General features: G+C 62.2%; 19 protein-coding genes. 15 read left to right on the top strand and 4 right to left on the bottom strand.

Translation table 11 applies throughout. The features are described from left to right. On the bottom strand, positions 1 to 1,269 hold a 1,269-nt coding region (rimO, locus tag ACQY6C_RS10005), incomplete at its 3' end, for a 30S ribosomal protein S12 methylthiotransferase RimO (RefSeq protein WP_427968325.1). 77 nt (positions 1,270 to 1,346) lie between these two features. Here rimO and ACQY6C_RS10000 point away from each other — a divergent pair. Beyond that, positions 1,347 to 1,760 (top strand): DUF1761 domain-containing protein, encoded by a 414-nt coding sequence (locus ACQY6C_RS10000; RefSeq protein ID WP_427968323.1) that lies wholly within the window; start codon positions 1,347 to 1,349, stop codon positions 1,758 to 1,760. On the opposite strand, the gene ACQY6C_RS09995 is transcribed toward ACQY6C_RS10000, so the two are convergent. From ACQY6C_RS09995 to serS, 3 genes are read right to left on the bottom strand one after another with little or no spacing between them, the layout of a single operon-like run. Further along, positions 1,761 to 2,840, bottom strand: coding sequence for a potassium channel family protein (locus ACQY6C_RS09995; RefSeq protein ID WP_427968321.1), 1,080 nt, complete (start codon positions 2,838 to 2,840; stop codon positions 1,761 to 1,763). A 13-nt stretch (positions 2,841 to 2,853) separates the two neighbouring features. Beyond that, a complete protein-coding gene (gene surE / locus ACQY6C_RS09990; RefSeq protein ID WP_427968319.1) occupies positions 2,854 to 3,618 on the bottom strand; it encodes a 5'/3'-nucleotidase SurE in 765 nt (254 codons plus the stop codon). Positions 3,619 to 3,623: 5 nt separating this feature from the next. Beyond that, a complete protein-coding gene (gene serS / locus ACQY6C_RS09985) occupies positions 3,624 to 4,898 on the bottom strand; it encodes a serine--tRNA ligase (RefSeq protein ID WP_427968317.1) in 1,275 nt (424 codons plus the stop codon). A 146-nt stretch (positions 4,899 to 5,044) separates the two neighbouring features. Between serS and ACQY6C_RS09980 the strand changes: the two genes are divergently transcribed. The 14 genes from ACQY6C_RS09980 (at position 5,045) to cobA (ending at position 23,670) form a co-directional block, all read left to right on the top strand. Then, the gene (locus tag ACQY6C_RS09980; protein WP_427968315.1) at positions 5,045 to 6,355 is read left to right on the top strand and encodes a sulfotransferase family protein; all 1,311 of its coding nucleotides are present in this window, start codon (positions 5,045 to 5,047) and stop codon (positions 6,353 to 6,355) included. Positions 6,356 to 6,471: 116 nt separating this feature from the next. Then, positions 6,472 to 7,053 (top strand): ANTAR domain-containing response regulator, encoded by a 582-nt coding sequence (locus ACQY6C_RS09975; RefSeq protein ID WP_427968313.1) that lies wholly within the window; start codon positions 6,472 to 6,474, stop codon positions 7,051 to 7,053. After that, on the top strand, positions 7,050 to 8,258 hold the full coding sequence (locus ACQY6C_RS09970; RefSeq protein WP_427968311.1) for a CmpA/NrtA family ABC transporter substrate-binding protein: 1,209 nt from the start codon (positions 7,050 to 7,052) through the stop codon (positions 8,256 to 8,258). Before ACQY6C_RS09975 ends, ACQY6C_RS09970 begins: the two co-directional genes overlap by 4 nt. 219 nt (positions 8,259 to 8,477) lie before the next feature. Next, on the top strand, positions 8,478 to 9,905 hold the full coding sequence (locus ACQY6C_RS09965) for a CmpA/NrtA family ABC transporter substrate-binding protein (RefSeq protein ID WP_427968309.1): 1,428 nt from the start codon (positions 8,478 to 8,480) through the stop codon (positions 9,903 to 9,905). A gap of 32 nt (positions 9,906 to 9,937) precedes the next feature. Then, positions 9,938 to 11,011: an ABC transporter permease gene (locus ACQY6C_RS09960; RefSeq protein WP_427968307.1), complete on the top strand. Its 1,074-nt coding sequence runs from the start codon at positions 9,938 to 9,940 to the stop codon at positions 11,009 to 11,011. An 11-nt stretch (positions 11,012 to 11,022) separates the two neighbouring features. Continuing rightward, complete coding sequence (locus tag ACQY6C_RS09955; protein WP_427968305.1) at positions 11,023 to 12,723, top strand: ABC transporter ATP-binding protein; 1,701 nt, start codon at positions 11,023 to 11,025, stop codon at positions 12,721 to 12,723. Between the two features lie 155 nt (positions 12,724 to 12,878). Continuing rightward, on the top strand, positions 12,879 to 14,090 hold the full coding sequence (locus tag ACQY6C_RS09950; protein WP_427968304.1) for an alginate export family protein: 1,212 nt from the start codon (positions 12,879 to 12,881) through the stop codon (positions 14,088 to 14,090). Positions 14,091 to 14,106: 16 nt separating this feature from the next. Then, positions 14,107 to 14,937, top strand: a complete 831-nt coding sequence (locus ACQY6C_RS09945) for a formate/nitrite transporter family protein (protein ID WP_427968302.1) — start codon at positions 14,107 to 14,109, stop codon at positions 14,935 to 14,937. Beyond that, complete coding sequence (locus tag ACQY6C_RS09940) at positions 14,927 to 16,732, top strand: protein kinase domain-containing protein (protein WP_427968300.1); 1,806 nt, start codon at positions 14,927 to 14,929, stop codon at positions 16,730 to 16,732. The genes ACQY6C_RS09945 and ACQY6C_RS09940 overlap by 11 nt, the downstream gene beginning before the upstream one ends. 19 nt (positions 16,733 to 16,751) lie before the next feature. Beyond that, positions 16,752 to 17,195, top strand: coding sequence for a cyanase (gene cynS / locus ACQY6C_RS09935; protein WP_427968299.1), 444 nt, complete (start codon positions 16,752 to 16,754; stop codon positions 17,193 to 17,195). Positions 17,196 to 17,414: 219 nt separating this feature from the next. Then, positions 17,415 to 19,919: a nitrite reductase large subunit NirB gene (nirB, locus tag ACQY6C_RS09930; RefSeq protein ID WP_427968297.1), complete on the top strand. Its 2,505-nt coding sequence runs from the start codon at positions 17,415 to 17,417 to the stop codon at positions 19,917 to 19,919. Beyond that, positions 19,916 to 20,299: a nitrite reductase small subunit NirD gene (nirD, locus tag ACQY6C_RS09925; protein WP_427968296.1), complete on the top strand. Its 384-nt coding sequence runs from the start codon at positions 19,916 to 19,918 to the stop codon at positions 20,297 to 20,299. The genes nirB and nirD overlap by 4 nt, the downstream gene beginning before the upstream one ends. 9 nt (positions 20,300 to 20,308) lie before the next feature. Further along, entirely contained in the window at positions 20,309 to 22,882 is a 2,574-nt protein-coding gene (locus tag ACQY6C_RS09920; RefSeq protein WP_427968294.1) for a molybdopterin-dependent oxidoreductase, read from the top strand. Next, positions 22,879 to 23,670, top strand: a complete 792-nt coding sequence (cobA, locus tag ACQY6C_RS09915; RefSeq protein ID WP_427968292.1) for a uroporphyrinogen-III C-methyltransferase — start codon at positions 22,879 to 22,881, stop codon at positions 23,668 to 23,670. The genes ACQY6C_RS09920 and cobA overlap by 4 nt, the downstream gene beginning before the upstream one ends. Positions 23,671 to 23,720: the final 50 nt, after the last annotated feature.

The following is a 23,720-nucleotide window of genomic DNA, read 5'->3' as shown; positions in this document are numbered from 1 at the left end:
CTGCCCGTCGATTTCCGGCGCGTCGGCCTGACTGCGGCCAGTGGCGCCGATGTCGCCATCTTCGTCGGGCTCGCCAACTTCGTCGATGATGACGGGGATGGTCTTGCCGATCTTGCCTTGCAACTTGGCAGCGCTGATCCGTTCGGTCACTTCCATGATCCGTGCGTAGCGCTCTTCCTTCACTTCCTCGGGAACCGGATCGGGCAGGGCATTGGCCGCCGCGCCTTCGACGGGTTCGAAGCGGAAGGCTCCGACGCGGTCGAGCTGCGCTTCTTCCAGCCAGTCGAGCAGGTAGCGGAAATCCTCCTCGGTCTCGCCGGGAAAGCCGACCACGAAGCTGGAACGGATCGCGATGTCTGGGCAGATCGCCCGCCAGCTCTTGAGCCGTTCGAGCACCTTGGCTTCGTTCGCCGGTCGCTTCATCGCGCGAAGCACGGACGGGCTGGCGTGCTGGAACGGAATGTCGAGATAGGGCGTCAGCAGCCCCTCGGCCATCAGCGGGATGACCGCATCGACATGCGGATAGGGATAGACATAGTGCAGCCGAACCCACGGCACTTCGCCTTGCGGGGTGCGTAACTGGCCCAGTTCGCGCGCGAGGTCGGTCATATGCGCGCGGACGGGATGGCCCTTCCAATCGCGCTCCTCATGCCGGATATCGACGCCATAGGCCGATGTGTCCTGGCTGATGACGAGCAGTTCCTTCGTGCCCGCCGCGACCAGCTTTTCCGCTTCGCGCAGCACCGCATCGACCCGGCGGCTTGCGAGCTTTCCGCGCAAATGCGGGATAATGCAGAAGGCGCATGAGTGATTGCAGCCTTCGCTGATCTTCAGATAGCTGTAGTGGCGCGGAGTCAGCTTGATGTCGGGTTGAGGAACCAGGTCTACGAATGGGCCTTGCGAAGGCGGCGCGGCTTCGTGCACAGCCTCGACCACTTGCTCATATTGATGCGCGCCGGTCACCGCGAGGACTTGCGGATGCGCCTTGCGGATCGCGTCCGCCTCTTCGCCCATGCATCCGGTCACAATCACGCGGCCGTTTTCGGCAATCGCTTCGCCGATCGCGGCCAGGCTTTCTTCCTTGGCCGAATCGAGGAAACCGCAGGTGTTGACCAGCACTACGTCGGCGCCAGCATAGTCGGGGCTCATGGCATAGCCATCGGCGCGCAAGCGCGTGAGAATACGCTCGGAATCGACCAGCGCCTTGGGGCAGCCGAGGGAAACCATTCCGACCTTCTTCTGGTCGGGGAGGGTGGTGGTAGTGTTCATAATTGCGCGGCGCTCTACACCGTGGCGCCCGAATGCGCTACTTTTCTCGGCAGGATTGAGATCCGGGAGAGATAACCATGTTTGATGTCAATTGGTTGGCCATTGTTCTTGCCGCCGCAGCGGGCTTTGTGGTTGGCGGAATCTGGTATGGCCCGATCATGGGCAAAAAGTGGATGGGCGCGGTTGGCCTGTCCGAAGACCAGATCAAATCGGGCAATATGGGAGTGATCTATGGTGGGGCTTTCGCCTTCTCATTGATTGCGAGCTGGACGCTGGCGCATACATTCGCGAGCTATGCCAGCTACGGCGCCGAGCTGAGCGTGGTCGCGAAAGTCATGACTGCATTTGGCGCGGCATTGGGCTTCATTGTGCCAGCGATCGGGACGAATTACCTCTTCAGCCAGAAGAGCAAGGCGCTGTTCTTCATCGATGCCGGCTACTGGCTGCTATTCTACATCGCGATGGGGATGGTTCACGCGTACTTGCCCTGATCAGTCAATACCGTTGCCATTGGCCGTCGGAATGATTTCGACCACGATATCGCCGGGTTTCAGCGACTGGCATTCAGGCTCCCAGAACCCGAACATCTGACTGTCGCGATAGAGGCGAAGCCCGCGTCCGCCTGTACTTAGCTCTTCGATCGAACAGCCGCACTCTGCCTCGGTTACCATGCGCTCGACCAGTTGGACGCGGCCAGTCACCGATGCCAGGTCTGCCAGATAGTCGGCGATATGCTTGCCCCGCGCGCTGCCTGCCAGCAACAAACCGGTGAAGCGCACCGGATTGATGACATTGTCGGCGCCTGCCTGCCGCGCTAGCAATTCGTTGTCGCTGGCACGCACGACAACGCTGATGGGTACGCTGGGCGCCAGGTGGCGCACCGTCAGCACGATCAGAATGGACGTGTCGTCGCGTCCTGCCGAAACAAGCACGTTTTGGGCCTGACGTATGCGCACAGCTTCCAGCGTCTGATCGCGCGTTGCATCTGCGGCCATCACATTGCAGCCGATTTGCTCTGCCTGCGACAACCTCTCCTCACTTGGGTCGACGACCACAATGTTCTGCGGATCGGTGCCGCGCTCGATCAGTTCAACGACGCTTTCGGAACCGGACACGCCATAGCCCAGCACCACGATGTGATTGGACAGCTTCTCCTGGATGCGGGACATGCGGAACTTCTCCCAGCTACGCTTGATCAGAAAGTTATAGGCTGTGCCGACGAATATGAAGAGCACGGCGAAACGGACCGGCGTGACGATGACCGCTTCGACCAGCCGAGCACGGTCGCTGACCGGCGCAATGTCACCGAAGCCAGTGGTGGTGATCGAGATCATGGTGAAATAGACCACGTCGAGAAAGCTGACCTGGCCATCGAGATTGTCGACCAGCCCGTCGCGGTCCCAATAATGGATCAGCACCACCAGAAAGATCAGCGCCAGCGCCAGGCCCAGCCTGATGCTGAGATCCCCCCATACCGGGACCCTTACGGCACGCCGCAACGGCTGAAACTTCGGCCCGCGATAGCGCGGCGCCGGTCTGGTGCTGGACTTGGCTTGGCCTTGCTCGGTCACAGGCACCTGTGTGTCATTGCCCGAAGCAATCGGCAAGAGTGTCAAGCGTGGCGTGATGCGTAAGGTCGAGCTGGAGCGGTGTGACCGATACGCAGCCTTCCGCGATCGCTTCCAGATCAGTGCCGTGGTCGGGCGTGGTTTCGATCGCATCGAGCCCGAACCAGTAATAGCGTTGCCCGCGCGGATCGCGGCCTTCGACGATGGAGCCGCGCGAGTAATCGTGAAATCCCTGCCGTACCGCGCGAATCCCGCGCACTTGCCCGGCATCGAGCGCAGGGAAGTTCACGCTCACCAGTGTGCGCGGCTCGAACGGCGTGTTCAGCAGCGGGTCGATCACGCGCGGTCCCCAATGGCGCGCGGCTGAGAAACGGTCGCCCGATGGCGGGCGCTCCTGCGTCATGACCTGGCTCAGCGCGATCGAACGGATGCCCGCCAGAGCGCCTTCCATGGCGGCAGAGACGGTGCCCGAATAGGTGATATCGTCACCCAGATTGGCACCTGCATTTACGCCGGAAAGGATCAGGTCGGGTTCGCCGTCCATCACCATCTTGAGCCCGATCGAGATGGCATCGGTGGGCGTGCCGGTGATCGAGAAGCGCCGTTCGCCATGCTTGCGCAGCCGCACCGGCATGGACAGCGTTAGCGAATGGCCCGCTCCGGTCTGGTTTTCGGATGGAGCCGCTACCCACACATCGTCGCTCAGCTGGTGCGCGATCTCCTCCAGCACTTCCAGCCCGGGGGCATGGATGCCATCGTCATTGGTAACGAGGATACGCATCGGCTCTACGGCTCCAGCCTGGTCAGTCCGCCCATATAGGGCTGCAGAACTTCGGGAATTGCTACGCTGCCGTCTTCCTGCTGGTAATTCTCAAGCACCGCCACCAGCGTGCGCCCGACCGCGAGGCCGGACCCGTTGAGCGTGTGGACGAAGGCGGTCTTCTTTTCGCCTTCCGGTCGATAGCGCGCATTCATCCGCCGCGCCTGGAAATCGCCGGTGTTGGAGCACGAACTGATCTCGCGATAGGCGCCCTGGCCTGGCAACCATACCTCGAGATCGTATGTCTTGCGCGCTCCGAAGCCCATGTCGCCGGTGCATAGCAGAACCTTGCGATAGGGAAGCTCAAGCGCGCGCAGAATCGCCTCCGCCGCTTCAGTCATCCGCTCGTGTTCGGCTTCGCTGTCTTCCGGGCGGGTGACGCTGACCAGCTCGCACTTTTCGAACTGGTGCTGGCGAATGAAACCGCGCGTATCCTTGCCCGCCGCGCCGGCTTCGCTGCGGAAACACAGCGTCAGCGCGGTCATGCGCATCGGCAGCGCGGCATCCTCGAGTATTTGGCCCATGACCGAGCTGGTCAGGCTGACCTCGGAAGTCGGTATCAGCCAGCGATCGTCGGTTGTACGGAAGCTATCCTCGGCGAATTTGGGCAGCTTGTCGGTGCCATACATGGCCACGTCGCGCACCAGCACCGGCGGATTGCATTCGCTGTAGCCGTAATCCTGCGTATTGCGGTCGAGCATGAATTGCCCGATTGCGCGGTGCAGACGCGCCATGCCGCCACGCAGGAAAGTGAAGCGCGCGCCCGAGATATTCGCGCCCGTCTCGAAATCCATCCCCAGCGCGGGGCCGATATCGGCGTGCTCTTTGGGCTCGAAAGCAAACTCGCGTTTCGTGCCCCATTGCGAAACTTCGACATTGTCACTTTCGTCCTCGCCCACTGGAACGTCATGCGCCGGCATGTTGGGTAGGATGGCGAGCAGGTCACTGAGCTGCTTGTCTGCCGCGCGTGCCGTTTCCTCCAGCGCGGGCAAGGTTTCCTTCAGCTCGGCGACCTCGGCCTTGAGCGCCTCGGCGGTTTCCGTGTCGCCTTTGCCCATCGCCTGGCCGATCGCCTTGGAGGCTTCATTGCGGCGGTTCTGTGCCTCCTGAAGCTGAGTCGCCGAAGCCCGACGGACCTCGTCGGCTTCGATCAGATGGGCTGCGGCCGGTTCCGCTCCGCGCTTGGCCAATGCCGCGTCGAAAGCCTCCGGATTCTCACGGATGAAGCGAATATCGTGCATGGGACGCGCCTATGCCCGCTGCGCGCGGTAAATGCCAGACTCCTGCTGATGAATATTCGCCGGGCCCTTGCATCCCATGCCTGAGCGGTTAGGGGTCGAGGCGGGTTGCGGGAAACCGCGTTTATTGAAGGGTTTGGGGGCGCAGATTGACGCAGGCAGCAGCACAACCCCCGCAACGCACGCCCTTTATCTCCCTGCTCAACCGCACCATTGCCAGTGGCCGCCTGATCGGGGCAATGCGCCCGCCCTACCTAGACCGCGACTCTATGCTCGAAAGCGCAAGCCGCGAAGCCGGGCTCGACGATTTTGGCGATCGCTGGTTCGAAGCACCAATGGATGTACTGCTCGATGCGCTCAAGAGCGAAGCGCGGCTCAATGCTGCGGGCGAGCTAACCGCCTTTGTTCAATTCCGCCATGTGCTGCGCGACCGGCTTCTGGCGCAGATGTGGTTCAAGCGGCACCCGGAGATTCTGGAACGCGCCATCGCTCGCCCGGTTGTGATCGTCGGGCCGATGCGATCGGGCACCACGCGGCTCCACCGACTGCTCGCCAGCGACCGGCGCTTCTCGCACATGCGGAGCTTCGAAACGATCAGCCCGGTGCCTCGGCCCGGATTCGAGCAAGTATTGGCGGGCGAACAGCGTGACTTTCGCCCGGTGCTGGCACGGCGGATCATGCGGGTTGCGCGGCTGGCCAATCCGCGCACGCTCTCCATCCACCCTACCGGGCCTTATGAGCCGGAGGAGGAATTGGGCCTTCTGGTCGCCAGCATGTGGGGCATGAAGCATGAGGCGCAGTGGCAGGTGCCAGGCTATGGCCGCTGGTGCGAGGAGCAGGACGCCACACCCGCCTATAGCTATCTCGCCGATCTGTTGCGGTTGGTCGGCTGGTCGCAGCAAGTCTCTTCGATCCGTCCATGGATTCTCAAGACGCCGCAACACATGATGGACCTGCCCGCCTTGCTCAAGGTATTCCCCGACGCGCGGCTGATCTTCACCCATCGCGATCCGCAGGCGGTGGTCGGCAGCGCGGCCTCGCTCGCCTGGAACCAGACGATCCTCTATTCGGACGAAGTTTGCCCGAAGCGGGTGGGGCGCGAATGGCTGCGCAAGACGGAGCTGCTGATCGAACGTATGCGAAATGCCCGCGACTCCATTCCACGCGATCGCATGATCGACGTGCAGTATGACGACATGGAGCGCGACTGGCGCGGCACGATGGAGCGCATCTATCGTTTTCTCGGCCTCGATATCAAACCTGCCGTCCCGGCGATGGAGGATTACCTTGAGCGCGCCAAGGCACTCAAACGTCATCCGCATCACTACAGCCTCGAGCAGTTCGGGCTGAGCGCGGGCGAGGTGGGCGAACGACTGGGCGATTATGTGCGCACCTATGACATCCCGACCGAGGATGACATCGGCCACTATCATGTCCAGCGGCGGGCGAGCCAGGCCTAGCCTCTCCTTCGCTTGAGGAGTTGTTGTTCCGGCTCGGCCGTGGCGTCGCGCTTCTTGGCACCGCGAAAGAAATTGATGGCTTGCGCCCAGGTCATGCTGCGGTGCAATAGGCGCGCATGAAGATCGCCATCGTCGATGAAAGCGCCAGCCGCGCCTCGATTATCGAGGACGGGCTTTTGCCGCTTGAAGACAGCGAAATCTTCGTGCTGACCCAGCGTGAGGGTCTGCTCGCCCGCATGGCGGAGATCGATCCCGACATCGTGCTGATGGATCTCGGCAACCCGTCGCGTGACGTGCTGGAGGAATATTTTGCCGTCAGCCGCGCGCTTTCACGACCGATCGCCATGTTCGTCGACGAAGCGGATGATGACACGATTGCCGCTTCGATCGATGCCGGCGTGTCGGCCTATGTGGTCGACGGCCTCGCCGCGAACCGTATTCGCCCATTGCTCGATCTGGCAATCAAGCGCTTCAATGCCTTCTCGCGCCTCCAGGCCGATCTTGCCGAGGCGCAGGGCAAGCTGGCGGAACGACATTCAATTGACAGGGCCAAGCGCATCCTGATGGACAGCAAGGGTGTGAGCGAGCCCGAGGCCTATGCCGAATTGCGGCGCAAGGCGATGTCATCCAACCGCCGAATTGCGGACATTGCCGAAGCGCTCGTCACGGCACACGATCTTCTGGGGGAGGGGAAATGAGCGAAGAACTGACCATCGGCTTCCTTCCGCTTGTCGATGCCTGCTTGCCGATTCTCGCGCATGAGCATGGCTTCGCCGAGGAAGAGGGGCTCTCGCTCCGTTTCGTGCGCGATGTCAGTTGGGCCACGGTGCTCGACCGGCTGCTCTATGGCCATACCGATGCAGCCCATTTGGTGGCGCCGCTCGCCATTGCGACGACTTTGGGACGCGGACGGCCCGCACAGCCGCTCAGCGCGCCCTTCGCTCTTGGGCTAAACGGCAACGCAATCTCTTTCCGTTCCAAGCTGGCCGCGCGCTTGCTGACGCCGGGAGAGTTGGGCGACCCGGTCATACTGGGGACTGCTCTCAAGCAAGAGGTAGCAAGGCTGGCGGGAGAGGGGCGGCGGCTGCGTTTCGGCGTGGTGCACCGCTATTCGAGCCACAACTACAAGCTGCGCTATTGGCTGGCCGGTTGCGGCATTGCGCCCGATCGCGATGTGGATATCGTCACGGTCGCTCCGCCCTTCGTATGCGACGCACTGAAGTCCGGCGAGATCGACGGGGCTTGCGTGGGCGAGCCATGGAACAGCGTGGCGGTGGATCGCGGCGTTGGCAACATTGTCCTTGCCACGGCGCAGATCTGGCTGCGCGGCGTGGAAAAGGTCATGGCCATGCGCGAGCCGGTGATGGAGGATCGGCGACCCGCCGTCGAAGCGCTGATTCGCGCCATGCGCAAGGCCGGGGCACACTTCATCGATCCCGCCAATTGGGAAGAGAATGCGGCTATCCTGGCTAGGCCGGAATATGTCGATCAGGATGCCAGGCTGATCCTTGGAGCCATTTCCGACCGGCTGGTGCTGACGCAAGGTGCAGCGCCCGTCCATTATGCCGATTTCATGTTCCAGCACAGCGAAGCCGCGAACTTCCCTTGGGTAAGCCAGGCCGAATGGCTCTACACCCAAATGGTCCGCTGGGAGGGGATGGATTATAGTGTCGAAGAAGCAACACGGGCGGCCCGTGTGTTCCGTCCGGATGTATACCGCACTGCACTAAAAGGGACCGATGACCCATTACCTGGGGCTAATTCAAAGGTCGAAGGAAGTGTTGCCAACCCTCTCCAGGTGACGACGCAGCAGGGCAATATCACATTGGCCGCAAACACTTTTTTTGATGGCCGTAGCTTCGATCCGGAGCGTGCGCAGGAGTATCTTGCAAGCTTGCCGTGACACGGATTTTTTTGTGCAGTGCAAAAAGTCCCTTTACGTAAGCCTGTCGAATCAGTTACACAGTAAAGCGATTGAGGGGGTCCGCCCGACGCAGGGTGATCACCGCCGCCTCGAACAAAACTGAAAACCAAGTGGCAACGTCGCCGCCCGATCTGGCTCTTCCGGAGTCGAATCGAGGCGGCTTTTTTGTTTTGTCTTTTGAGCAAGGAACGGACGCGAATGAAAAAGTTTGTGGGGATTCAATTCGACCGGCGCGGAGTTGTGGCAGCGATGCTGGCGGGGCTTGCCCTCGCAGGTTGCGGCAGCAGTCCCGATGAAGGCGGTGAGACGGTTGCGGCTGCCGTTCTCGATGGTCAGGTCGAAAAGCCCAGCCTGAAGTTCGGCTTCATCAAGCTGACCGATATGGCCCCGCTCGCGATTGCCAAGGAGAAGGGCTTCTTCGCGGAAGAAGGCCTCAACGTCACGCTCGAGCCGCAGGCGAACTGGAAGGTTCTGCTCGACGGCGTGATCGGCGGCCAGCTCGACGGGGCACATATGCTCGCCGGCCAGCCGCTCGCCGCGACCATCGGTTATGGTACCAAGGCAGACCTGATCGCTCCGCTCAGCATGGACCTCAACGGTAACGCGATCACCCTGTCGAACAAGGTGTGGAACCAGATCAAGGGTGACCTGCCCAAGGGCCCGGACGGCAAGATCAAGCATCCGATTTCCGCCGACGCGCTGAAGCCGGTCGTCGCCAGCTTCGCCGAGCAGGGCAAACCGTTCAACATGGGCATGGTCTTCCCGGTCAGCACGCATAATTACGAGCTGCGTTACTGGCTCGCCGCGGGTGGGCTGAACCCCGGCTACTACACCGCGGGTGATGTCGGCGGCACTGTCGACGCGGAAGTGAAGCTTTCCGTCACGCCTCCGCCGCAGATGCCCGCAACGCTGGAGGCTGGCACGATCGAGGGCTATTGCGTCGGTGAACCCTGGAACCAGGCCGCCGTATTCAAGAAGATCGGCGTTCCGGTCATCACCGATGACGAGATCTGGCACGACAATCCTGAGAAAGTCTTCGGCCTGCGCAAGGATTTCGCGGAGAAATACCCGGCCACGACAGCTGCCGTCCTGCGCGCCATGATCAAGGCGCAGCAATGGCTCGATGCCGACAATGGCGCCAACCGTGCCGAAGCGGTGAAGATCCTCAGCCAGCCCAACTATGTCGGCGCCGATGAGGAAGTGATCGCCGCGTCCATGACCGGCAAGTTTACCTTCGAGCCGGGCGATACGCGCGAAGCGAAAGGCTTCAATATCTTCTTCGACAAGTTTGCGGGCTATCCCTACTACTCCGACGCCATCTGGTATCTCTCGCAGATGCGCCGCTGGGGCCAGATCGCCGAGGACAAGAGCGACGACTGGTACTTCGACACCGCCAAGGCCGTCTATCGCCCCGACCTCTATCTCGCTGCGGCCAAGAAGCTGGTCGAAGATGGCGTGATCCCGGCGGAGAGCGTGCCTGAGACGGACGGTTTCCGCGCCCCGCAGTCCGAGTTCATCGACGGCATCACTTACGATGGCAAGGCGCCCAACGCCTATCTCGCCAAGTTCCCGATCGGCCTCAAGCAGGGCCAGAAAGTGACCGCAGCAGGGGTCAGCGGAAGCTGATCCCCGCCCGGAAAAAACAAGGAATCTCGCCAATGGCCACCCTCTTTGCAGAACCCGAATTGACGGACGAGCAGGCAACCACTCCAGCCGGTGCACCACCGGCTGGAGATGTCGCCAAGCCGGACACGGCAACTCCCGGCAAAGGCTCAAGTGGAGCCGCAAGCGCACCGCCAGTAATCGTGGAGAAGCTGCGCAATGTAGCGAAGGGTATGCTCGCTCCGCTTCTGGGAATCCTGGCGTTCATCGGGCTGTGGGCGGTCCTCGCTCCTCAGGTCGATACTTCGCTGGGGGCTTTGCCCGGACCGGCAGAGGTGGCGGAACAGGGCATTGCGCTGTTTGATGAATGGGTTGCCGCGGAAGAGGCGGAGGACCAGTTCTATGTCGAACAGGATGCCCGCAATGAAGCCGCCATTGCAGCCGGTAATCCGGCAGCGGTGCGGGACTTCGAATATGCCGGCCCGCCGACTTTCCTCGACCAGATCTTCACCTCGCTGAAGACGGTGGCGCTGGGCTTTATCCTGGCGACACTCGTGGCGGTGCCGATCGGCCTGTTGGCCGGGCTCTCGCCAGCTTTCAACGCTGCGATCAATCCGCTGGTGCAGATCATGAAGCCTGTCAGCCCGCTGGCCTGGCTGCCGATCGTTACCATGGTGATCTCCGCCATGATCACCAGCGCCGATCCGATGTTGCCCAAGGCCTTCGTGATCTCAGCGCTGGTGGTGATGCTGTGCTCGCTCTGGCCGACGCTCATCAACACGGCGGTGGGAACAAGCAGCATCGACAAGGACCTGCTCAATGTCGGACGCGTGCTCAAGCTGGGTTTCTTCGCCAAGCTGACAAGGCTCGTCCTTCCGGCCAGCCTGCCCTACATCTTCACCGGTATGCGTCTGTCGCTGGGCGTGGGCTGGATGGTTCTGATCGCGGCGGAAATGCTGGCGCAGAATCCTGGGTTGGGCAAATTCGTGTGGGACGAGTTCCAGAACGGCTCCAGCCAATCGCTCGCCCGCATCATGTTCGCAGTGATCGTGATCGGCCTGATCGGCTTCCTGCTCGACCGCATGATGATGGCGCTGCAGTCGCTGGCATCCAAGAACCACACCTTGTGAGGAACATGGGCATGAGCGACCAACCGATCCTGTCCCTGCGCGGCGTCAGCAAATCCTACACGGGCAAGACGGGTGACACCACCCACGTGCTCGACGGCATCGGGCTGGATGTTCGTGAAGGCGAGTTCATCGCCATCCTGGGCTTTTCCGGCGCAGGCAAGACGACCTTGATTTCAACTATCGCCGGTCTGGTTGAACCGGATGCGGGCGAAATTCTGCTGCGCGGGGAGCCAATAAACGGTCCCGACAAGGACCGGGGGTTGGTGTTCCAGTCCTATTCGCTGTTCCCTTGGCTTACCGTGCAGCAGAACGTCGCCCTGGCGGTGGATGCGGTCCACAAGGATCGCAGCAAGTCCGAGCGTGCCGCACTTGTGCGCCAGAAGATCGAGCTGGTTGGGCTTGGCCATGCAATGGACCGCAAGCCGGCGCAGCTTTCGGGAGGGATGCGGCAACGTGTGGCCGTGGCCCGTGCCTTGGCGATGGAGCCCGAGATCCTGCTGCTGGACGAGCCGCTCTCCGCGCTTGATGCGCTCACCCGCGCCAAGCTGCAGGACGAGATCGAGCGTATCCGCAAGGAGGAAAAGCGCACGATCATCCTGGTTACCAATGATGTGGACGAGGCGCTGCTGCTGGCGGACCGCGTGGCAGTCCTCACGCCCGCTCCGGCGGCCACAATCGGCCAGGTCTTTGAGGTGGACGTGGCCCGCCCGCGCGATCGCGAGGCAGTGAATGACGATGCGCATTTCCAGTCCCTGCGCAAACAGATCGTTTCCTATCTCGGCGTGCTGAACGACGAGGTCGGATCGGTCGGCGACAGCGAGGTCGACCTGCCGGCGATCACGCCGCTCGATCTCGCGCCCGAGAAGAAGGACCGGCTGCCCAAGGCCTATCGCGATGCTGCGCGCAGCGCGGTGAAGGACCGCTATCTGGAGTTCTTCAAGCTCGACAAGGTCTATCCAACGCCCAAGGGGCCGCTGAAAGTGGTGGAGGATTTCAACCTCATCATGCAACGCGGCGAGTTCGTTTCGCTGATCGGACATTCGGGCTGCGGCAAATCGACCGTGCTGACCATGGCTGCCGGGCTCAACGAAATCAGCGGGGGCGGCATCGTGCTCGACAACCGCGAAATCGACATTGCCGGGCCGGACAAGGCCGTGGTGTTCCAGGCTCCGAGCCTGATGCCCTGGCTGACTGCGCGCGAGAACGTCTCGCTCGGTGTCGAGCGCGTCTATCCCCACGCTGGCAAGGGCGAGCGGCGCGACATCGTGGATTACTACCTCGACCGGGTCGGGCTTGGCGATGCCAAGGACAAGATGGCAGCCGAAATGTCGAATGGCATGCGCCAGCGTGTCGGCATTGCGCGGGCCTTCGCGCTATCGCCCAAGCTGCTGCTGCTCGACGAGCCCTTTGGTATGCTCGACAGCCTGACACGGTGGGATCTGCAGGACGTGCTGACCGAGGTGTGGAACCGCACCAAGGTCACCGCGATCATGGTCACGCACGATGTCGATGAAGCCATCCTGCTGGCTGACCGCGTGGTGATGATGACCAATGGCCCGCAGGCCACCATCGGCAAGATCCTGGAGGTCGATCTGCCGCGCCCGCGCGACCGCAAGGCGCTGCTCGATCATCCGAAATTCTATCAATACCGGCAGGAGGTGCTGCACTTCCTGGCGGAATACGATCACGGTCCGGCGGCCAAGGCTGCCTGACCATTTGGGAGAGGAACCGGGGCGGCAAAGGCGTCGTACCACGGTCAATCAGTTCTCCCGGCCGCAAGCGTGCGGCCGGTTCAATCCAGCGGGCAACGGCGCTCGCCTCCAGTCTTTCAAACGAAGCGGGCGCTCAGCCCGCCAGGGAGGTATTCATGCGCCATACTATCTATCTGCTTGCTGCTGCATCGACGGTTGCCCTTGCCACGCCGGCATTTGCGAAAACGGGTGATCCGGTCGAGATCAGCGAAGGTGTCACGCTCGATCCGATGATGAACTTCCGCCTTCGCTACGAAGGCGTGGATCAGGACAATGCAGCGGGTGACGCCAATGCTGTCACCGCGCGTCTGCGGGCCGGGCTGGAACTGAAGGCCGATGGCTTTTTCGTCATGGCCGAAGGCGAAGGCACGCTGGCTATCGGCACTCACTACAACGACACGATCCCCGGCAATGGGGTGGAGCCATATTCGGTCGTGGCCGATCCTGACAATGTCGAGCTCAACCGTGTTGCAATCGGCTACAAGAAGGGCGGCTATGGCGTAACGGTCGGCCGCCAGCGGATCATCCTCGACAATGCGCGGTTCGTCGGCAATGTCGGCTGGCGCCAGAACGAGCAGACTTTCGATGCGGTACGAGGGCAGGCCAAGATCGGGCCGATATCGCTCGATGCGACCTATTCTAACAGCCAGCGCACGATCTTCGGCGTAGACAGCCCCAACGAGCATTTCGATGGCGACATCATGCTGCTCAACGGTGGCGCAAAGAGCGGCCCCGTCAACTTCAAGGCATTCGCCTATCTGATCGATTACGACACGCGGATCGCCTTCTCGAGCCAGACCTACGGTCTGCTTGCCAACGGATCGGTCCCGCTGGGAGCTGGCAAGGTCGACTTTCTTTTGAGTTACGCCCACCAATCGAGCTACCGGAGCAATCCGACAACCTACAGCGCCGTCTATATGAATGCCGAACTGGGGGGCTCGATCGCCGGGTTTTCGCTGAAAGCTGGTTTCGAGGAACTCGGTAGTGATGGAGGTGTCGCCGCCTTCCAGACGCCACTAGCGACCCTGCACGCCTTCAACGGCTGGGCCGACACTTTCCTGACCACGCCCACCAGTGGGTTGCGCGACTATTACGTGTCCGCCGGCAAGAGCTTCAAGCTCAAGGCGCTGCCGGGCCTCAAGGCCGGCGTGACCTACCACAAGTTCAAAAGCGACGTTGGCGGCTTCGACTACGGCGAAGAGTGGGATGCCGTGCTCGGCTTCAAGCTCGGCTCGATCGGCCTGCTGGCGAAATACGCGAACTACGACGCCGACACATTCGGCGTCGATACCGAGAAATTCTGGCTCCAGGCCGAATACAGCTTCTGACGAAAGGGGGTTTCACATGTCCTATCTTGCTCCAAGCGAATTTGTGACGAAGCTCGTCGATGCAGGCGAGTCCAAGATCTTCATGTCGACCAAGGACACGTTGATCCGGGCCTATATGGCGGGCGCAACGCTGGCACTGGCGGCTGCATTCGCGGTCACGATCAACGTCCAGACCGGCCAGCCACTGGCGGGCGCGGTCCTGTTCCCGGTCGGGTTCTGTATCCTATACCTGCTCGGCTATGACCTTTTGACCGGTGTTTTCATGCTCTGCCCGCTGGCAGTGTGGGACAAACGGCCCGGCTGCACATGGAACGGCGTGTTGCGAAACTGGGGGCTCGTGTTCATCGGCAACTTTGCCGGGGCGCTGACCACTGCGGTGATGATGGCAATCTACTTCACCTATGGCTTCCAGACCGATCCAAGCCCGGTTGGGGCGAAACTGGCCGGTGTCGGCGTGGCGCGTACGCTGGGCTACGAGCAATATGGCGCAGCGGGCTGGATGACGATCTTCGTGCGCGGCATGCTCTGCAACTGGATGGTTTCGACCGGGGTCGTGGGTGCGCAGGTTTCGACCAGCGTCACCGGCAAGGTTCTGGCCATGTGGATGCCGATCATGCTGTTCTTCTACATGGTATTTGAACACTCGATCGTGAACATGTTCCTGTTCCCGACCGCACTGATGATGGGTGGTGAGTTCACCGTCGGCGATTATTTCCTCTGGAACGAGATTCCGACTGTACTTGGCAACCTGTTCGGTGGCCTGCTGTTCACGGGGCTGATGCTCTATTCGACGCACTACAAGACGTCGAAGAGCCGCAAGCCTGCGGATCTCAAGGTTGCCGCATAAGGCCGCAACAAGCTTTGGCGAGGGGGAGGCGGTCGCGCATGGCGCGGGCGCCTCTTCCGCCAGGCTTCTGTCCGTTACCCTCGGGCAATATTCCACCGCCGGGACCAAGGCGGAAAACCAGGATTTTCACGGCAGTCTTCAGCCTGACGGTTCAGACCTCGCGGCCAAGGGTATCGCGGTTGCGCTGGCAGACGGCATCAGCACCAGCAGGTTGGGCGCCGCCGCGGCAGAAACCGCGGTCAAGAGCTTCCTGACCGACTATTATTGCACCTCGCCTGCCTGGTCGGTGCAGACTTCGGCCGAGCGGGTCATCGCCGCAACCAATGGCTGGATGCATGCGCAGAATGCAGCGTCGGGCAGGGTCAGCGACGAGACGCGCGAAGCGGGGCTGATCTGCACTCTATCCGCATTGGTGCTGAAATCGCGCAGCGCGCATATCTTCCATGTCGGGGACAGCCGCGTGGCGCGCATCACCGCCAGCGCAGTCGAACCGCTTACCGAAGCCCATCGCATCTCGGTTGGGGGAGGGGAAAGCTATCTCGCCCGCGCGCTGGGCATGAACCGCCATGTCGAGATCGACCATTGCCGGGTGCCCGTCGAGGTGGGGGACATGTTTCTGCTCACCAGCGATGGCGTTCACGAAGTGCTGCCTGTTGCGGCTGTGCTGCGGATCATGCGCGAATGCGGCGATCTCGATCAGGCGGCCAGGGCGCTGTGCGAGGCTGCACTGGCGGCAGGCAGCACGGACAATCTCACCGCGCAGCTCGTGCGGATCGAAAGCCTGCCCAAGGGCGAGCTGGACGATCTGCTGGATTCAGGAGCGCAGCTTGTGCCAGCTCCTCTGCTCAAGGCGGGCGACAGCTTTGAAGGCTACATGGTGCTGCGTCAGCTCCACGCCAGCGCGCGCAGCCATGTCTATCTCGCGCGCGATGAGGCCGACGGAGCGCGCGTGGTGCTCAAGGTGCCTTCGACCGAACATGCGCAGGATTCGCGCCAGCTTGCCGCGCTGCAACTGGAAGAATGGGCGATGCAGCGGCTCTCGCACCAGAACCTGCTGCGCGCGGCGCCCGTGCACGGCCATCGCCGCCATCTCTTCACCGCCACCGAATTCGTCGAAGGGCAGTCGCTGGTGGAATGGATCGCCGATCATCCGCAGCCCGATCTTGCCAAGGTGCGTGACATCGTGCGCCAGATCGCCAGCGGGCTTCTCGCCATGCATCGGCGCGAGATGGTCCACCGTGACCTCAGGCCACACAACGTGCTGATCGACGAGGACGGCACGGTGAAGATCATCGATTTCGGCTCGGTTGCCGTCGCGGGCGTGCGCGAGATCGCTCCGCCTGCGGAAGGCGAGGCGGCCTATGCCGGTACGCTGCAATATAGCGCGCCCGAACTCTATCGCGGAATGCCTGCGGGTCCGGCGAGCGATCTCTATTCGCTTGGCACTATCGCTTATCAGCTGCTGACCGGCGCTTTGCCCTATGGGTCGAAGCTGCCTTCGGTTGCAACACAGGGGAAGGGGCGGATGCCGCGCTACATTCCCGCCACCACGCTCAATCCCGATGTGCCCGAATGGATGGACGCGGCAATTGCCAAGGCGGTGCATCCCGATCCCGCGCGCCGTTACGAGGAATTGAGCGAGTTCACCTATGATCTGGCGCATCCCAACTCGGGTTTGGCGTCCCCTGAACCCCTGCCCCTGCTCTCTCGCGGCAGCGCAGAGTTCTGGCGCATCATTGCCGGTTTGCTGACGCTCGCGCTCGCCATCTCGATCTTCACCCGCCCCGATCTCTGACCCGAAAGGAGCCACTGCCATGATGACCAAAGCCGATGTGACCACCATGATCCGCACCAAGATGCGCGAGGACGGTGTCAAATGGGCCGATATCGCCGCCGCTGCAGGACTGAGCGAAGTCTTCGTCACCAGCGCCTGTCTGGGCATGAATTCGCTGCTGCCCGAAACGGCGGGCAAAGTGGTCGATTTCCTCGGCTTGCCAGCGGAGGCGGCCGTGGTGCTGGCCGAATACCCGACCAAGACCTTCCCCCAGACGATCCCGACCGATCCCTGCATCTACCGCTGGTATGAAATCACTGGTGTCTTCGGCGAGGCGTTCAAGGAATTGGTGCAGGAGAAATTCGGCGACGGCATCATGAGCGCCATCGACTTCGACATGGAGATCGAGCGCGTCCCGCATGAGAAGGGCGACCGCGTGCAAGTGGTGATGAGCGGCAAGTTCCTGCCCTACAAGAGCTGGTGACAAACCCGCCTCATGTTGTGTTGCAGTGCAAAAAAATCTTGCCGCATCGCACTCGAATCGGTAAATAGAGGGCAATTCACGGCTTTCCCGCCCATTGTGGGGCGAATTCGGTAGCCGGGACGTAAACAGCACAACGTGGCAAAGGTGCCGCCAGTCAGCCCTCCGGGGCACGACTTGGCGGCTTTTTTGTGTGCGTTGTCCGAATGGGAAACAGGACGAATGAACGCACCTGCGAATTTCGAAACGGCGCAAGCGGCGACGCGCGAAAGACTGGTCGTGGTCGGCAATGGCATGGCCGGTTGCCGCGCGGTCGAGGAAATCCTCGAACGCGATGCCGAGCGCTATGACATTGTGATCTTCGGCGCCGAGCCGCGCGTCAATTACAACCGGATCATGCTTTCTCCCGTGTTGGCGGGCGAGAAGACATTCGACGAGATCGTGATCAACAGCGCCGAATGGTACGAGGAACACGGCATAAAGCTGATTTCCGGCGATCCGGTGGTGCACATCGATCGCGAAGCACGGCAGGTGGTTACGCGTGAGGGCAAGGTCGAGAGTTTCGACAAGCTTCTGATCGCGACCGGATCCGATCCGTTCGTCATTCCCGTCCCCGGCTCCGATCTGCCCGGCGTGGTGACGTTCCGCGACCTGGACGATGTCGACAAGATGCTCGCTGCTGCCGAACGTGGCGGCAATGCGGTGGTGATCGGCGGCGGTCTGCTCGGCCTTGAAGCAGCTCACGGCCTCAGCTTGCGGGGTATGCAGGTGACTGTGCTGCACCTGATGCCGACGCTGATGGAGCGACAGCTCGACGAAGCGGCTGGCTGGCTGCTGAAGCAGGAACTGGAAAGCCGCGGCCAGACAATCCTGACCGGTGCCGATACCGAAGCGATTCTCGATTCCGATGGCCCTGACGGAAAACACGTCAGTGGCGTAAGGCTCAAGGACGGCACCGAAATCCCGGCGGATATCGTCGTGATGGCGGTGGGCATTCGGCCCAACACTCAGCTCGCCAAGTCGGCTGGCCTCGATGTCGAACGCGGCATCATGGTCGACGACCACATGGTTACATCGGATCCTTCGATCATGGCGGTGGGCGAGTGCGTGCAGCATCGCGGCCAATGTTATGGCCTGGTCGCCCCGCTGTGGGAAATGTGCCGCGCGCTTGCCGACCATGCCGTGGGCGAACCTTCGGGATATGAAGGATCGGTCACATCGACCAAGCTCAAGGTCAGCGGGATCGATCTCTTTTCCGCTGGCGATTTCGCAGGCGGCGAGGATTGCGAGGATATCGTCATGCGCGACGCCTCGCGCGGCGTCTACAAACGCGTGATTGTGCGCGAGGGCAAGCTGGTCGGTGCGGTGCTCTATGGCGATACCGCCGACGGAAACTGGTATTTCGACCTGCTCAAGAAGGAAGAGGACGTCTCCGACATTCGGGAGGCGCTGATCTTCGGCCAGGCTTTCGCGTCCGGGGGTGCGCTGGCGGACCCTAATGCGGCCGTTGCTGCCCTTTCCGACGATGCGGAAATCTGTGGTTGCAACGGCGTTTCCAAGGGTCAGGTCGTCGCCTGCATCGGTGGGGGGGCGCATAGCCTCGACGCCGTGCGTTCGGGCTGCAAGGCGTCTGCCAGCTGCGGCAGCTGCACCAATCTGGTTGAAAGCCTGCTTGCCATCACGCTGGGCGACGATGCGGTCGAAAGCGGCCCCAAGACGCTCTGCAAATGCACCAGCTTCACGCATGACGACGTGCGCCGCCTGATCCTTGAGAAGGAGCTCAAGGAAATGCCGCAGGTGATGCAGGAACTGCACTGGACCACGCCTGATGGCTGTTCTTCATGCCGCCCCGCGCTCAACTACTACCTGCTGTGCGCCTGGCCGGGCGAGTATGAGGATGACGAGCGCAGCCGCTACGTCAACGAGCGCCTGCACGCCAATATCCAGAAGGACGGCACCTATTCGGTCGTGCCGCGATTCTTCGGCGGCCTCACCAATCCCAAGGAACTGCGCGCGATCGCCGATGTGGTCGAGAAATATGATGCGCCGATGGTCAAGGTGACCGGCGGCCAGCGGCTCGACATCTTCGGCATCAAGAAGGAAGACCTGCCCGCAGTCTGGGCCGATCTCAACGCGGCAGGGATGGTCTCGGGCCATGCTTACGGCAAGGCGCTGCGGACGGTGAAAACCTGCGTCGGTTCCGAATGGTGTCGCTTCGGCACGCAGGATTCGACCGGGCTGGGGGTCAAGCTCGAGCAGCTGACCTGGGGCAGCTACATGCCGCACAAGTTCAAGATGGCGGTCAGCGGCTGCCCGCGCAATTGCGCCGAAGCGACGATCAAGGACTTCGGCGTGGTCTGCGTCGATAGCGGATACGAGCTGCATGTCGGCGGAAATGGCGGCATCCATGTCCGCGCCACCGACCTCTTGTGCAAGGTCGAGACCGAGGAAGAGGCGATGGAGATCTGCATCGCTTTCATTCAGCTCTACCGCGAAGATGCGCATTACCTCGAACGCACCGCCCCCTGGCTTGAGCGCAAGGGGCTCGACTGGATCAAGGCGCAATTGTTCGACGATCCCGAAGCGATCGGGAACCTCGCCGCGCGCTTCCGCCTGTCGCAGAAATATTGGCAGGTCGATCCCTGGGCTGGTCGCGCTGCCGGCGCGCATAAATCGCTGCACAGTCACCTCGCCGAGGTGCGCCCCCTGCAATTGGAGAATGCATGATGTCCGAACCTATCGGAACCTGGCTCGATATCGGCCCGACGACCCAGATCGAACCCGGCACCGCGCGCACACTGCCGGTTGTCGGCGGCGAGGAAATCGCCGTGTTTCACACCATGCGCGGCGAGTTCTACGCCTTGGTCAACAAGTGCCCGCACAAGCAAGGGCCGCTCAGCCAGGGCATCATGCATGGCGACAGCGTCTCTTGTCCGCTGCACAATTGGCGTATTTCGCTGAAGAGCGGCGAAGCGCTGGGCGACGATGTGGGTTGTACGCCAACCATTCCGGTCAAGGTCGATGCCGGACGGCTCTACCTGCTACGCGAGGCCGTTCTGCCGGGAAAGCAAGTAGCGCCGGCGACGGCAGCACCGTTGGCGGCGTGAGGCACTGAGTTGAAACCGGTCCGCACAACCTGTGCCTATTGCGGGGTCGGCTGCGGCATTTCCGCCCGCCGCACCGGCCCGCGCAGCTTGCAGATCGAAGGCGACAAGGTTCATCCGGCCAATCGCGGCGCGCTCTGTTCCAAGGGCACGCATCTGGGTGAAACGGTCGGTCTGGAAGGGCGCTTGCTCCATCCGATGATGGGCGATGCGCAGGTGAGCTGGGACCGGGCGCTGGATGAAGTGGCTGGCCGTATGCGCAGCTGCATCGAACGGCACGGGCCGGACAGCGTGGCCTTTTATGTTTCCGGTCAGTGCCTGACTGAAGACTATTACGTAGCCAACAAGCTGGCCAAGGGCTTCATCGGCACCGGAAATATCGACACCAATTCGCGGCTTTGCATGTCGAGTGCGGTCGCGGCTCATAACCGCGCCTTCGGCGAGGACGTGGTGCCATGTTCCTATGACGATCTCGACTGCGCGGATCTGATCCTGCTGGTGGGATCGAACACCGCCTGGTGCCACCCGGTAATCTGGCAGCGGATCGAACGCGCGCGCGAGAGGCGCGGCGCAAAATTGGTGGTGATCGATCCGCGCAAGACGGAAACCGCCGAGCAGGCCGATCTGCATATTGCGATCGACCCCGATGGCGATGTGGCACTGTTCAATGCGCTGCTGGGCGAAATGTTCGAACGCGGCGTGATCGACGAGGCATTCCTGGCAGAGCGCTGCAGGATACCCGCCCGGTTCTGGGAGTCGCTTGAAGTCGATGCGGGCATTGCGCCTGAACAGTTCAACCGGCTTGCCGAAATGGTCGCGGCGAATGAACGTATGATTACCCTGTTCAGCCAGGGCGCCAACCAGTCCGTGGGCGGCACGGACAAGGGCAATGCGATCACCAATCTGCATCTCGCTACGGGCAGGATCAACCGCCATGGGGCAGGGCCATTCTCTATCACCGGCCAGCCCAATGCGATGGGCGGACGCGAGGTGGGTGGCCTGGCCAATATGCTCGCTTGCCATCTGGGCTTTTCGGAAAATGAGCGGGCCGATGTCGCCAGCTTCTGGGGCACGGGCAATCTCTGCACCGGCCCAGGCCTGAAAGCGGTGGACATGTTCCGCGCGGTGCATGACGGGCGGATCAAATTCCTGTGGGTCATGGCTACCAATCCGGCGGTATCCATGCCCGATGCCGGCTTCGTGCGCGAAGCGCTGGCGAAATGCGAAACGCTGGTCGTCTCCGATGTGATAGCTGAGACCGATACGGCGCGGTTCGCCGACATTCGCCTGCCTGCGCTCGGCTGGGGGGAGAAGGACGGGACCGTCACCAATTCCGAACGGCGCGTCAGCCGCCAGCGCGCGCTGCTCGATGCACCGGGCGAGGCGCGGGCCGATTGGAACGTGTTGTGCGACGTGGCGCGGCGGCTGGGGCACGAAGAAGCCTTCGCGTTCGCGAACTCTGCCGCGATCTTCCGCGAGTTTGCGGCGATGACCGCTCTGGCGGGCAAGCATGGCAAGCTGCTCGATCTCACCGAATGGGCCGATTGCAGCGATGCCGAATATGACGGCATGGCCCCGTTCCAATGGGGCGGCGCGCATCCATTTGGGCAAGGGTTCTCCACGGATGACGGCAAGGCCAACCTGATCTGCGTCGAGCCACCCGCTCCGCGTGCGGCCGATGCGCAATTCCCGCTCCGGCTCAATACAGGCCGCTATCGCGACCAGTGGCACACCATGACGCGCACGGGGCTGAGCGCGAAGCTTGCCACGCACCGGCGCGAACCGCTGGTCGAAGTGAATCCTGAGGACGCATCGCGATTCGGGCTTGAGGAAGGCGGGCTCGCCCGGGTCGAGACGGCGCAAGGTGCCAGCATCTTCCGCGTTGCTGTGACAGGCAGCCAGCGCAAGGGCGCGATCTTCACGCCGATCCACTGGACCGAAGCGATGAGCGCGGGCGGCGGGACCGGCAGGTTGGCGCAGTCGCTGACTGATCCGGTTTCCGGCCAGCCCGGTTTCAAGAATACGCCCGTTTGTATTGTCGCCTACAAGCCGGAATGGCGGGCATTCCTCATCACGCGTGAGCCAATTCAGCCGCAAACTTCCTACTGGACGCGCTCAAGAATCGAGAATGGCTGGCTGATCGAACTGGCCGGAGAGGGAGCCGCCGATATCGATGCTTTGCTGCCCGCGGGAACGCGCAGTGAAGCGAGCGATTTGGAGCGCGGCATGCGGCGCATTGCTGTTGGCGACGCGGAGGGGACTCTGGTCGCTGCCCTGTTCGTAACGCGCAATGGCGTGCTCCCTTCACGGGACTGGATCGCGGGCCAACTAGGCGAAGCCGCGGCCACGCCGCCCGAATGGCTTGCAGGCAGGCCGTCCGTTCCGATGCCCGACAAAGGGCCAATCGTGTGCATCTGCCTCGACATCGGCGAACAGCAAATCCTCAAGGCAATCAATGATGAGGCTTGCGACATCGCTTCGGTCAGCAATTGCACCAAGGCGGGCACCAATTGCGGCAGCTGCCGCCCGCTCATCGCACGGCTGATCGGGGAAGCGCGCGCGCATATGCAGGAGGCTGCACAATGAGTGAGTTCGAAGCTGGAAGCGTGTGGCTGGTGGGTGCGGGGCCGGGCGATCCCGACCTCCTGACCCGCAAGGCAGAGCGGCTGATCCGTGCGGCCAGCGTGCTCTTTCACGATGCTTTGGTTGGTCCTCGCGTGCTCGACCTGGTGCCGCCACATGTCAGGCTGGTTTCCGTTGGCAAGCGGTCGGGCCGCCATTCGAAAGACCAGAAATCGATCGACCGGCTGATCGTCGAAGCGGCACTTGCCGGCGAGCGCGTTGTGCGGCTGAAAGGCGGCGATCCGGCTATCTTCGGCCGTGCGACCGAGGAACTCGATGCCTGCCGTGCGGCGGGCGTGCCGGTCCGCATCTGTCCCGGCATCACGGCGGCCAGCGCAGCGGCGGCGGGACTGGGGGCTTCGCTTACCTTGCGCGGTCTTGCACGCAAGCTCACTTTCGTCACCGCCCATGCCCGGGCTGGCGAAGCGCTAGATCTCGATTGGGCTGCGCTGGCCGATCCGCAGGCAACGCTGGCGATCTACATGGGCAAGAAAGCCGCGCCCGAAGTGGCGAAGAACCTCCTCGGACATGGCCTATCGCCGGATACGCCGATTGCACTGGTGGAAAATGCCAGCCTTCCGCAAGAGCGCAGACTGCGCACCACTTTGGGCCTGCTTCCGCTGACAGCGCGCTCCGCCCTTGGAGATGGCCCCGCGCTGATCCTGATTGGCGAGGCCCTGCGCGATCGTGGTGAAGTGGTGAACCGATATTCCGAAAATTCATTGACCCGTCGCGAGGGAAGCAGGACCTGACCTTTCGGCGCGCCGATCCGGGACAGGATCGTGGCCTGATATCTCCTTCA

Origin of the sequence: Altererythrobacter sp., assembly GCF_050299635.1 — a bacterium.
Lineage (GTDB): Bacteria > Pseudomonadota > Alphaproteobacteria > Sphingomonadales > Sphingomonadaceae > Erythrobacter.
Note: the sequence above shows the minus strand (reverse complement) of the source record. Positions and strands in the feature narration are given on the sequence as shown.